The organism is Frankia sp. CgKIO3 (genome assembly GCF_977946435.1).
Genome location: NZ_CDWTMO010000129.1, coordinates 1 through 12,217 on the forward strand (window position 1 = coordinate 1; position 12,217 = coordinate 12,217).

General features: G+C 71.6%; 10 protein-coding genes. 6 read left to right on the forward strand and 4 right to left on the reverse strand.

Annotated elements, in window-relative coordinates; translation table 11 throughout:
• Positions 1-41: 41 nt before the first annotated feature.
• Entirely contained in the window at positions 42-1,973 is a 1,932-nt protein-coding gene (locus AC08OJ_RS14465) for a PP2C family protein-serine/threonine phosphatase (RefSeq protein ID WP_476595982.1), read from the reverse strand.
• Between the two features lie 632 nt (positions 1,974-2,605).
• On the opposite strand from AC08OJ_RS14465, the gene AC08OJ_RS14470 reads away from it, so the two are divergent.
• Both AC08OJ_RS14470 and AC08OJ_RS14475 read left to right on the forward strand, forming a co-directional pair.
• Positions 2,606-3,775, forward strand: coding sequence for an ABC transporter ATP-binding protein (locus tag AC08OJ_RS14470; protein ID WP_476593534.1), 1,170 nt, complete (start codon positions 2,606-2,608; stop codon positions 3,773-3,775).
• Entirely contained in the window at positions 3,772-4,557 is a 786-nt protein-coding gene (locus AC08OJ_RS14475; protein ID WP_476595983.1) for an ABC transporter permease subunit, read from the forward strand. Before AC08OJ_RS14470 ends, AC08OJ_RS14475 begins: the two co-directional genes overlap by 4 nt.
• An 81-nt stretch (positions 4,558-4,638) precedes the next feature.
• On the opposite strand, the gene AC08OJ_RS14480 is transcribed toward AC08OJ_RS14475, so the two are convergent.
• On the reverse strand, positions 4,639-5,484 hold the full coding sequence (locus tag AC08OJ_RS14480; protein ID WP_476593536.1) for an aldo/keto reductase: 846 nt from the start codon (positions 5,482-5,484) through the stop codon (positions 4,639-4,641).
• A 180-nt stretch (positions 5,485-5,664) separates the two neighbouring features.
• On the opposite strand from AC08OJ_RS14480, the gene AC08OJ_RS14485 reads away from it, so the two are divergent.
• Both AC08OJ_RS14485 and AC08OJ_RS14490 read left to right on the forward strand, forming a co-directional pair.
• Entirely contained in the window at positions 5,665-6,261 is a 597-nt protein-coding gene (locus AC08OJ_RS14485; protein WP_476595984.1) for a type II toxin-antitoxin system TacA family antitoxin, read from the forward strand.
• Positions 6,147-6,614 carry a GNAT family N-acetyltransferase gene (locus tag AC08OJ_RS14490; protein ID WP_476593543.1) on the forward strand — a complete coding sequence of 156 codons (468 nt, stop codon included), beginning with the start codon at positions 6,147-6,149 and terminating at the stop codon, positions 6,612-6,614. Before AC08OJ_RS14485 ends, AC08OJ_RS14490 begins: the two co-directional genes overlap by 115 nt.
• Before the next feature lie 31 nt (positions 6,615-6,645).
• Here AC08OJ_RS14490 and AC08OJ_RS14495 read toward each other — a convergent pair whose 3' ends face one another.
• Together AC08OJ_RS14495 and AC08OJ_RS14500 are read right to left on the reverse strand one after the other, a co-directional pair.
• Positions 6,646-8,442, reverse strand: a complete 1,797-nt coding sequence (locus AC08OJ_RS14495; protein WP_476595985.1) for a hypothetical protein — start codon at positions 8,440-8,442, stop codon at positions 6,646-6,648.
• Between the two features lie 55 nt (positions 8,443-8,497).
• On the reverse strand, positions 8,498-9,946 hold the full coding sequence (locus AC08OJ_RS14500) for a lipopolysaccharide biosynthesis protein (protein WP_476593539.1): 1,449 nt from the start codon (positions 9,944-9,946) through the stop codon (positions 8,498-8,500).
• Between the two features lie 258 nt (positions 9,947-10,204).
• Between AC08OJ_RS14500 and AC08OJ_RS14505 the strand changes: the two genes are divergently transcribed.
• Together AC08OJ_RS14505 and AC08OJ_RS14510 are read left to right on the forward strand one after the other, a co-directional pair.
• Positions 10,205-11,650 carry a glycosyltransferase family 4 protein gene (locus tag AC08OJ_RS14505; RefSeq protein WP_476595986.1) on the forward strand — a complete coding sequence of 482 codons (1,446 nt, stop codon included), beginning with the start codon at positions 10,205-10,207 and terminating at the stop codon, positions 11,648-11,650.
• Entirely contained in the window at positions 11,647-11,937 is a 291-nt protein-coding gene (locus tag AC08OJ_RS14510) for a hypothetical protein (protein ID WP_476595987.1), read from the forward strand. Before AC08OJ_RS14505 ends, AC08OJ_RS14510 begins: the two co-directional genes overlap by 4 nt.
• The last annotated feature ends 280 nt before the right edge of the window (positions 11,938-12,217 follow it).

Genomic DNA, 12,217 nt, shown 5'->3' on the forward strand with positions numbered 1-12,217 from the left:
TAGACCCGACATAGAATAATCAAGTTATTTCAATGCAAATCCTAAGGCTCTCCGGGCGCGATCGTGGAGCCACACTGGGTGGTGCGGGCGAGAATGATCGCCGTACGGTCGTCGCCTTGCCGCCCGGGCGCGTATCGGCGAACCGCGTCGAAGGCGTCGTCGAGCAGCGCCACCGGCGTGCGCGTGGGATCACGGAGGATCTCGGCGATCAGCCGGTGCAGCCCGAACTGCCGCCCGGCCTCGTCACGCGCCTCCACCAGTCCGTCGGTGTAGGCGAAGAGCACGTCGCCCGGTTCGAGCCGCAGCGTCTGGATTCCCCACGCCCCGGGCTCCGCGAGCAGGCTCGACATCAACGGGCCCGTCGGAGGCAGCCGAACGACCTGCGCCGTTCCCAGCCCGGAGCCGACGATGGAACCGGGTCCCGGCACCCGCCCGGGCTCGGGGCCGGCACCGTTCGCCCCATCCCCCGACCCGCGGGCCGATCCGACAGCATGCGCGGGTCCAACAGCAGCCGCCATGGCGGATCCGCCCACCCCGTCACCGGGGCCGCCTCCCGGCCGGGCGGGATCGCGGGGGCCAACCAGGTGAGCGGTCGGAGCGGGTACCTCGCGTGAGGATGCCCCGCCGGGAAGCACCGCGTCCGCGGGTACCTTGCCTGTGGGCAGCTCGCCCACCGACACCGCACCCACCGACACCGCATCCACCCACCCCGCGCCCGCGGGCAGCTCGCCCGCCGAGGCCATGTTCCCGGGCACCGCCCGGCGCAGCAGGAGCGTGTCGGGATGACCGGCGTTGACGTAGGACAGGTCCCCGGTCCGCGGGTCGACAACGGCGATGATCGCGGTCGCGAACATCTCCTCGATCTCACCGAGGTTGTCCACCGTCCACTCCAGGGCCCGACCGGGATCGATCTCCGTCGACAGAGCCGCGTCAAGCAGTTGCTTGAGCCGCAACGCGAAGACCCCGGCCGCGGCTCCATGACCGGAGACGTCACCGACCACGACGGCGACCCGCCCGTCGGGTAGCTCGAAGGCGTCGTACCAGTCCCCCGCCAGTTCGCCCTCGGCCGGATCGACCCGGCCGTGCAGGACCAGGCCGCGGGCCCGCAGGAGCGAGGGCGTGAGCGCGTCCCGCAGTGCGATCACAGCGGGTCCCTGCTGGGCCAGAGCCTCCCACGACCGCTCGTTCTGGCGGACGAGCCGCACCAGCTGGGCGCGCATCGTCTCGACGTCGGCGGCCAGCTCCACGATCTCCTTGGGGCCGACGGAGGGGATCCGGGTGTCGTAGCGACCGGCGGCCACCGCGTTGACGGATCGCTGCAACGCTCCGATCGGGCGGAGCAGCCATCGGCGCGAGATGATCATAATGGTCAGCAGGAACCCGAGGATGACGAACATCGCACTGGCCAGCGAGCTCAGCAGCAGCACGGAGGCACTCTCCACCCGCCCGGACGCCTCGACCTGCTCGCGGTCGATCGCCACGGCGAGCTCCGCGACCTCGCGGCGCAGCAGGTCGAAGTCCTGGCGCGCGTTGGTGCGCACGATATTCCGGGCAGCGGCGGTGTCTCCCCTCGTCATCGCGGCCAGTTCCGGCTGGACAACCTCGCGACGCCAGTCCCGGTACGCCCGGCCGACTTCCCCGTGCTGCGCGCGCGGCACGGGGAAGTCGGCCAGCAACGCGTCCAGCTGTGCCATCAGGACCGGGATGGAGCTGGCGGACTCGTCGTAGGGGACAAGGAAACCCCGGTCCCGGGTGATGATGTAGCCACGCAGAGCATTCTCCTGGTCGACGAAGTCGGCCAGGAGCATCGCGGTGGTAGTCGCCGCCGGGTCCAGATGCCTGCTCCGCTCCGTCGCGGCATGACGTGACCGCAGGGCGGAGACCACGGCCAACACCAGCATCACGATGATCGAGATGCTGGCGAGCAACGTCAGCACCCGGATGCCGCGCCGAAGGCCAGCCGTCTCGCCCATGTGCAGATTGTCGTCCAGCCATCGGGCGCCGGTTGTGTCGGGTGACGTGCGGGGTCCCCCGGGGAGGCTCGTACGACAGCTACCCCATCTCACGGATGGAACGATGAGCGCCGCACTCAATGTGCTGCGCCGAATGATCGCGAACCTCGGCGGCGGCGCGGACCTACTCCAGCCCCAGTCTAGCCCCAGACTTTCACAGTGCTTGTTTGATGACGTGTTGGAAATGAGTAAACATAGCGGCACGTTGCCACTCTTTCGGACAAGGCGGAAACCTCCGGATTCCCACGGCACCGAGCGCTCCGGAGTGCCGGGAGCTGGAACGGTGCCTGTGGTCCACTCGTTAGGCCTGCTGAGCACGGCGGATCCGAGCCGGGATCCCGAGCCGGGGACTGGTCCGGCCACTGCGGTGCCCGGCGCCGACGGCGCCCAGTGCGTACCGCCGGGAGGCACGGGAGTTCGATCGGCCCCCGTGCCGGTGCCGGTCCCGCCAGCGGCCGCGCCTTTGGTCGACCACGACGGCCTCCGCGGGCACGACTCCCCATAGAGCACGGTGGATGACGGAGTCACGGTGGAGGGTGACGGATCGACCGATCTCCGGGAGTTGAATGCATGATCTGGGAGGCTGTCAGACGATGACTTCGGGTTCGGTCACCGAACCGACGCACGCATCGAACGTGGCTGGTCGCCCCCACGGTGCGGCGCGGCCCCCGCGGCCGGCCGGGCGGTCGCCCGAGGGCCCGGCCGAGGCAGCGATCTGGACCCGCGGGCTCGGCAAGCGGTACGGCGATCGGGTGGCGGTGGACCATCTCGACCTCCAGGTGCCGCGCGGGACGCTGTCCGGTTTCGTCGGCCCGAACGGGGCCGGGAAGTCCAGCACGCTGCGCATGCTGCTGGGGTTGATCCGCCCCACGGCGGGCCAGGGGTACGTGCTGGGCGCGCCGATCTCCCATCCGGCCCGCTACCTGGGCCGGGTCGGGGCAATGATCGAAGGCCCGACGTTCCATCCCGGGCTGTCCGGCCGGCGCAATCTGGACCAGCTCGCCCTGCTGCGTGGGATCGGCGGGCGGCGCCGCGCCGATCGCGCGCGGCGGGTCGGGGAAGTCCTCGCACAGGTGGGCCTGACCGAGCGGGCCGACGACCGGTTCACCGCCTACTCCCTCGGGATGAAGCAGCGCCTGGGCATCGCCGCCGCTCTGTTGCCCGATCCCAGCCTGCTCATCCTGGACGAGCCGACGAACGGCCTCGACCCGGCGGGCATCCGGGAGATCCGCGCGCTGCTGGGCCAGCTGGCCGGCACCGGCATGACGGTCTTCATGTCGAGCCATCTGCTAACCGAGGTCGAGCAGATCTGCGATCATTTGGTGATGATCAACGGCGGGCGGATGCTGTTCCAGGGGCACGTCACCGACCTGCTCGCCGCCGAGGATCCCCGGATCCTCATGGTGCCCGAGCGGGACGACGACGCCCGCCGCCTGGCCGGGCTCCTCGGCGAGACCGGCCTTCGGGTCGAGATGGACCTCTGCCCCGGGCCGTCGTGCGACGCGGGAGTCGGCGAACGCCATCCGGTGGTGACCGCCCATGCCCGCGAGGGGGTGGCCGCGGACCTCAACCGACTGGCGATGCGCGCCGGCATCACCCTGCGCTCGCTGCGCACCCATCGGCCGAACCTGGAGGAGACCTTCCTGCGCGTCACCGGCGAGATCGACGGCGACCTCATTCGTTCCGAGAACACCCCGGACGGCAGCGTGCCCCCCGTGGGAGCCGGGCTCGACCCGGCCCAGAGCCGTGCAGGTGCCACATGATCACGGTTTTCCGCGCCGAATGGGTGCCGCTGTTGCGGACCCGGTTCCTGCTCGGGACGCTGGGGGCGGTCATCGCCTCGGCCCTGCTCGGCACCGTTCTGACCTTCGTCTCGGTGAGGCACAACGACTTCGATGGCGACCCCGTCACGGCCAGCGGGCTGTCCGCCGCGAACGGCGTCGTGCAGGGGGTGCAGGCGGTCAGCATCCTGCTCGGCGTGGTGGCCCTGTCCGTCGTCGCCGCGTCGCTCGCCGGCGACCATGCGCACGGGACCCTGCGCAACCAGCTCGTCGCCCAGCCGCACCGGCTCCGGCTTCTCGCCGGCAAACTGCTGGCTCTGGCGGCGTTCGTGGTTCTCGTCATCACCGTGGCGACCGTGGTCTCGGTCGCGTTGTCCTTCGCGCTCGCGCCGCTGAAGGGGGTGTCGACGGCCGCCTGGAGCAGCGCGGCGGGGCTAGCCGAACTGGGCAAGAGCTTCGTCAACCTGTGCGCTGGATCGCTCGGCTACGCCGCGCTCGGCGCCCTGGCCGCGATCGTCTTCCGCGCGCCCGCCGCGGCGATCGCGGTCGCGGTCGCCTACGCGCTGCCGGTGGAGATGCTGGTCACGCGCATCTACGGTCCCGTCCGGGCCTGGCTGCCGGTACAGCTGATGGAGGCGATCACCACCGGTGGCTCCGCCGTCGCCACGCCCTACGCCGACGCGCTGCTGCGCGGGCTGGTCTACTGCACCGCGATGGTGCTGGTCGCTGTCGTCCTCTTCTGGCGCCGGGACATGACCTCATAAGGGAAATGGGAAATAAGAACGTTATTTTGTCCCGAGTGTCCCTGGACCCCGAGCTCCCAGGAACTCAGAGCTCCCAGGGACTCAGTGCCCGAACACGTCGGAGTCGAGGGCGTCCGCCTCCCCCGCGGCGCCCCGGTCCAGCCCGGAGATCGCGGCGATCTCCTCGGCGGAGAGCGTGAAGTCGAAGACGTCGATGTTCTCCGCCAGGCGCCTGGGGCTGGCCGACTTCGGCACCACCACGATGCCCAGCTCGATGTGCCAGCGCAGGACGACCTGCGCGGGGGTGCGCTCGTGCGCGGCGGCGATCCGCGCGATCACCGGTTCGTCGAGCAGCCCGGTGCCGGCGCCCAGCGGGCTCCACGCCTCCGTCACGATCCCGTGCTCCGCGTGGTAAGCGCGGATCGCGGACCGGCCGAGTCGGGGATCGAGCTGGATCTGGTTCACGTCCGGCGCGACACCGGTCTGGGCCAGCAGCCGGTCGAGGTGGGTCGTCTTGAAGTTCGACACCCCGATCGCGCGTACCTGGCCGTCCTTCAGCAGCTCGACGAGCCCCTTCCAGGCCTCGACGTACCGATCCCGCCACGGGTTCGGCCAGTGGATGAGGAGCAGATCGAGGTAGTCCAGCCCCATCCGGCGGGTGCTCTCCACCGCGGCCCTGCGCACGCCGCGGACGCTGTGTGAGCGTTTGTTGAACTTCGTGGTGACGAACAGCTCCTCGCGGGGCACGCTGACGGCGCGTAGCCCGGCGCCGACCCCCTTCTCGTTGCCGTAGTTGTGCGCGGTGTCGATCAACCGGTAGCCCAGCCCGAGCGCCTGTTCCACCACCCCCTGGACCTCCCGGTCGTTCAGCGGCCAGGTTCCGAGCCCGAGCCTGGGCATCCGGGCACCGTGCGCGAGCGGGACGGTGGGGACAGGCGAGAGTGCCACGGGCGTAGGACCTCTCTGGTACGAAGATCTGGTACGAAGAGATGCCGGGCGGCCGACCGGATCCGCGCTCCGGCCGGCCTCCGGGCATCCGGGCGACCCGGCCGCGATGGATGTGGTACCCACGTCGGCGAGCGAGACCCGGGGAAACGGGTCCGAAGACCCGGAGGGCAGACTGCCAGTATGAGCACCGCCAGGGACGACAGACTCGCGGTACGGCTACCCCAGGACGAAGCCGAGATCATCCGCTCGGCCGCGGAGGGTGAGGGCCTGTCCCTTGAGGACTTCGCCGTCGAGGCCATGAAGCGATACGCGCGAGAGGTTCTCGCCGACCGCCGCCTGTTCCGCGTCCCGGATGCCGACTGGAGCAAGCTCGAGGCGCTGCTCGACACGCCGCTGCCGGACTCCCCCCGGCTGCGCCGGCTCCTCGACGAGAAACCGGGCTCGGAGCAGCCGGAGCACCTCGCCACCTCTGCCCGCCTCCCGGTCGGCCGACCAGCCGGCCAGTCGACCGGCGGTCCCGACGCGGTCCGACGCGGTCCGACGCGGTCCGACGCGGTCCGACGCGGTCCGACGCGGTCCGACGCGGTCCGACGCGGTCCGACGCGGTCCGACGCGGTCCCAAGAAAGGATCCTACGCAGTGCCCCTCGCCAAGCCCGCGGCCCTGTCCGAGGGCCCGGACCGGCTCACCTTCAACAGCGGTGACGACCTGCTCGACGGCTGGCTGCGCCACCACGCCCTCGAACACCAGCAGGACCGGACGACGAACACGTTCGTGATCGTCGATGGTACCCGGGTCGCCGGCTACTACTGCCTGGCCACCGCCGCCCTGGAAAGGATCCCCGGTTCACGCCGGTGGTCGCGCCGGTCCACCGGACCCGTTCCGGCGATGTTCGTGGGGCGGCTCGCGGTCGATGTCCGCTACCAGGGCCGCGGGGTCGGCGCCCAACTCGTGCGGGACGCCGTGATGCGGTCGCTGACCGTCCATCGCATGGTCGGAGTGCCGCTCCTGCTCGCCCACGCGATACGGCAACCCGGCCGGGCGTTCTACCGCCATCTCGGCTTCCTCGGCACCCACGTCGACCCCTACCTGCTCGCGCTGCCGCTACACGGCGCCGCCGGCGGGGGCTGAGCGCCGCCGGCCCCCGCTGGCCGCCCGTCACCTACTCGTCGCCGAGCAGCACATCCAGGTTGACGCGCAGCAACCACTGATCGAGCTTGAACGGGGGGTACGGCCAGGGCAGGCCGTCGAGCACCAGCTGGTTCACCGGGAGCCACAGGCTGCGCCGGCGGGCGTCGACCGCGCCGCGGCGCACCCCGACATACCAGGTCGCGGGGCCCCGCAGCCTGCTCAGCCCCACGTCGATCGACCGGTCAGTGCGGAAGGTCATCCGCGTGCCGCGCCCCGCCGGCCGCACGACCTGCACCAGGCCGTCGAGCCCGGCGAGCAGCACCGCGCCGGTGGCTGGATCGACGGTGATGCTGCGCACCAGCCCACCCCGGTCGGTGCCCGCGATCAGGTAGTCGGGGCGGTTGGCGATGCCCCAGGTGTCGACCGGCCAGTTGCCCGTGGCGGGGGCCCGGGTCACCAGGCCGCGTTCCCCATCGATCTTCGGGTAGACGGCGAGGGTCTCCGCCCGCAGCCCGTCGGCCTTGGTGCGGGCCACGTACAGGGTGCCGTCCGTGCCGAACACGGCCGACTCCATCCGGGAGCCGTCCTGAACGGCGCGCACCGCCGTGCTCTTCGGGCTGATGGTGCCCCGCGACGCCGAGTAGGAGAACTCCTGCACGGGGAAGGGCTGGGCCCGGAAGTCCAGCCCGCGCACGTCACTGATCAGCACGAACCGTTCGTCATCAGGTTCGCTGGTGGGATCGGCGACGACCTCCCGCGGGTTCACGACCAGCTCGAGGCCCAGCGGGCGGGCCTGCGGGTACTGCCAGTGCGCCCGCACCCGGCCGGCGAGGTCGATAACGAGCAGGGCGCCGTTGTCGGTGCCGCCGACCCCGGTCCCCAGGTACTGGGCGATGACCAGGTGCCCGCTGCGGGGCAGCCGGGCGATCGAGGACGGCCCGCGCGGTGAGCGCGGCTCCAGCGGCGCGAGCACCGGGAAGGCCAGCGCCGCCACGTACGGCGGGGCGGCGCTGGCGAGCTGAGCCGCTGTCCTGGATACCGTCTGGTCGTAGGCCCACCGTCCGCCCAGGGAGTCCCGCCGGAGCTGACCGATGCTCGGCAACTCGCCGTCGACGGAGGTGTTCCAGCCGAAGAAGGGCATCAGCGAGACGAAGACCACCCGCTCGGTGCCGTCCGGGCCGGGCACGACGATCACGTCCGAGATGTTCCCGCCGCCTACACCATGGTAGTTCGGGTCGGCCCGGGGCAGGCTCGTCCGGCCCTTCGTTGAGGGGATCACCAGGCGGGTGAACCGTTCGGTGACTGGCTCGAAGATCTTGATCTCCATGCCCGTACCGGTCAGCTTCGCCTGGTCGTCGGTGAACGGAGTCGTCGCGAGGAAGACGGTGCCGTCCGCGGCGACCGCGGACAGGAAGGCGGCCTGACCGGGGCCGAAGCCCCAGCCCGGCACCTCGGCGATCTCGATGGCCGACTGGTCGTCGAGGTTTCCGAAGGTGCCGGGTGCGCCATAGATGGTCAGCAGGTTCCTGGGCAGGCCCGCCACCGCCCCGGCCGGCATCGACGGGCCCACGGTGACCCCGCCGACCGGTGCCGAGGGTCGGCTCAGCGGCAGGTCACCGGAGGAGGTCGGACCCGAGGACGAGGAGAGCAGGCGCGCGGCGACGAGGGCGCCGGCGGACGTCGCGCCGAGGCCCACGGCCGTCGCGAGCAGGCGGCGGCGGGTAACGGCGAGCGGCGAGCGCACCGACCCCGACGACCCGGGAGACCCGGGAGACCCGGGAGAACCGGGCTCACCGCCGTCCGCGTTCGGACGGGTCTGGGCTGGCATCAGCGGTGGCCTCTCCGCGCGGGGTGGGCTGGGACTCGTCGGGCAGAGGAACTCCTCACACCCGGGCCGGGACCCCCTCGCCGGGCTGGGGGTCAGGTAGTCCCACGCCCCCCGCCGGCCGCCGGTGCGTCTCGGCGGCCCGCGCCGCCCGGCGGTCGGTGTGATGCAGCTGGACCACGAGCAGGCCGACCGCGAGCGCGGTCACCGACTCGGCGGCGAGCGCGGCGGTGGCCGTGGCCATCGATCCGCCGCCGGCCGAGACGAGCGCCCCAGCCGTCGCCACGGTGGCGACGGCGAGCACGCCGACGACCCGGCGCACCCCGGCGCCGAGCAGGTACGTGGTGAACATCAGGGTGACGGCCAGCAGGGTCATGCTCAGCGCGAGCACCGACAGCGCGGAGGCGGCGTCGGTGAGATGCGCCCCGAAGACGAGTCCGATCAACCACTTGGCCGCGAACAGACCGAGCCCGGCGAGGAAGAGCCCGGGAGCGACGACGAAGACCAGCGCCACGACCAACGTGCCCCCGGCGGGGCGTCCCTCCTTGCGCCGTCGTGCCGCCTCGGGCAGCAGGAAGTTCGCGACCGCCAGCCCGATGAAGACCGGTACCTTGCAGGCCGTCGAGATCGCCGCGTAGCCGCCGACCCCGGAGGACCCCAGCCAGCCGACGATGACGACGTCCATATTCTGCAGCAGGGCGAGGGGGATCAGCACGCCGAGGGCGACGGTGGTGTCGGCGATGACGCTGTGCCGGGCGCTGGCGCGCGGCGCCGGGATCGGCAGCGGAATCGGCCCGGTGGCCGGCGGTGTGCCGTCGTCAGGCAGCACGGTCGCCCCGCGCTGGGACACAGGCGCCCCGCGCCGGGACACGGGCGGACGCGGCAGCCGCGGGGTGCGCGTGACGGCCCACCGGGCGTGCTCGGCGCCGACGACGACGCCGAGCACGATGCCCAGGCCCGCGCCGTTCACCCCGAGCCCGCCCAGCACGAGCACGATTACCAGGCCGATCCGGACGAAGTCCTCGACCACGAAGTTGACGGCGAGGCGCGGATAGGCCCCCCGGGCCTGCAGCAGGCCGCGTTCGACGCACAGCAGCGTCCACAGCGCGGCACCGATGGTCGCCTCGGCGATCGCGAGCGGATGCGGATAAGACATCAGCGCGGCCACCGGCCGGCACAGCACCACCGCGACGATTGCGGAGATCACGATGCCGACGCCGCAGGCGCCCCGCAGCCGCCGGATCCAGGACCACTGCTCGCGCCGGGTGCCCCCCGGCCCAGACGTCTCGTGCTGCACCACGGCGATCAGCAGCGCGTTACCCGCGACCGAGAGAATCAGGAAGATGCTGACCTGCACCGACACGGCGCCGTAGGAGTCCGGGTCCAGCGACCGGGCGACGATCAGGTTCATCAGCAGGTTGCACCCGTTGACGAGCATGCCGGCGACGGCCAGCGCTGCCGGACCGGCCAGCAGGCCCGTCACAGCCTCACGCGAGGGCTTCGCCATCAGTCTCCCTACCGGGAACGGGACACGTCGAATCACTCACAGCGAAACACCGACCATGGTAAGTGGCCGACGATTTTCCGACATCGGTAGGTTGCAGGCGAACGTTGCAGACGAACATGGTAAGCCCTGGCGAGCGGAACGAAACGGAAGGAATGCCACCGGTGACGGGAAGCCCCAGCGTGACACCCCCGGAAGGGTCCGACGCACCGCGGAGGGTCCCGGGAGCGCCGGTACCTGCCCACCCTCGCCGGCCGGCACGTGGTGTTCCTCAACTGGCGGGACCGGGAGCATCCGCAGGCCGGCGGGGCGGAGCTGTTCTGCCAGTCGATCGCCGAACGGTTCGCCGCGGCCGGCGCCCGGGTCACCCTGCTGACCTCGCGGGCCACGGACGGTGAACGCCCGGGTCCGCCCGTCGCCGAGTCCGTCGGCGGCGTCGAGGTGCGCCGCGGGGGCGGCACCTTCGGCGTCTATCCGTCGGTGCTCGCCCGGCTGGCCAGCCTGGGGCGGGCCGGGCACCGCGTCGACGCCGTCGTCGACTGCCAGAACGGGATCCCGTTCTTCAGCCCCCTGGTGCTGCCGGCGAGCACCCCCGTCGTGCAGGTGCTCCACCACGTTCATCAGAAACAGTTCCCGTTGTACTTCCCCGGGCCGGTCGCCCGGGTCGGGCAGCTGCTGGAGGCGCCGGGCAGCCGGTGGGTCTACCGGCGCCGACCGGTGGTGGTCGTCTCCCCCTCGACCCGCGCCGAGGCCCGTGACATCCTCGGTCTGCCCGGCCCGCGCTTCCTGGTCCCCAACGGGGTGACCACCTCGGCCGCCGGGGCTAACTCGACCGCTGGGGCCACCGCGTTCACGGGCCCGGCTGGCGGCGGGCCCGCAGGCTCGGATGGCGGCCCCGCGACGGCACCCACCATCGTGTGCGTCGGCCGGCTCGTGCCGCACAAGCGGCTCGACCTGCTCCTCGACGCGCTGCCCGCGCTGGTCGGGGCGCATCCCGGGCTCACCGTCCACATCATCGGCGACGGCCCGGACCGCGAACGCCTGACCGCCCGCGCGGTCGCCCTCGGGCTGACCACCCCAGATACGGTGACCACCACCGACCCGGGGGCCGCTCCGGGCTCGGGAGGCACGACCGACCGGGACGGTGACGCCGTGCGCTGGCACGGCTACACCGATGCCGCCACCCGCGACCGGCTGCTTTCCTCGGCCTGGCTGACGGTCAACCCCTCGCATGGTGAGGGCTGGGGGCTGTCGGTGCTGGAGGCCGCCGCCCTCGGGGTGCCCGCGGTGGCGTTCCGGGTCCCGGGGCTGCGCGACGCGGTCCGGGACGGGACGACGGGATGGCTGGTCGACGAGGGCGAGCCGCTGGAGAAGATCCTCGACACGGCGCTATGGCTACTGGCCGAGCCGCCCGCGGCGGCCCGTGCCTGGGCGGCTGGGTTCACCTGGGACGCCAGCGCCGAGTTGCTGGCCCGGGTGGTCACCGCCGAGATCGACCGGCTGGCCGGACCGGCGGCGAAGCGGGCCGAAGCAGGGGAACAAGGCCGCGCGCCGCAGCGGGGTCGGGGACCGGATCGGGGCCTGGAGCGCCGGTGCCGGGACGATGACCTCACGCACGCCCGCTTCACCCTGCCGGTCGGCGCCCCCGCCCGGCGTTGCGCCGCACGGACCTGGTGTACCGGCCGGATCCGACCGGCCCGGAGATGATCGCGGTCCTCTACGGTGCCGGCCCCGCCGCCGCGCGCACCGCCCTGACCCGGGCCGGAGTCGGGGTCGGCGCGCTCGCCGACCTGCGACTACGCCCGGCGACCGGCGAGGACCTGCTGTTCGCGGCCAGCCGTGACCTGGCGGCATCTCCCCCGGATCCGGGTCCCGACCCGATCCCGACCGACAACCGGGACGATCAGGCGAAGGCCGGAGCGCGACGAGCAGCCTCGAACATGCTTTCTACGGAGCTAGAAGGAGCAGCAGGACGGCCCCTGTCTCACGGATGAGACACTGATATCCATCATGTCCTCCCACAGGATTTCCGAACATTTACCTTACGGCATATTTTCTGGAGGGATGGCGACCGAAGGGTAACACGAATTGATCACATGGATATATAGCTCAGCTTGGTGCAGCAAACGGCTCAACCATCCTCGTGCAGCATCCTCCTCAGCAAGAACCTGAAAGCGCCACCCAAAAGGGCTGCGGAAACGACTACCCAGATGCCTGGGATTCCAGCAAAAGCCGGTATCACAATCAATGCGGCGATCAAAACCGCGGCCCACG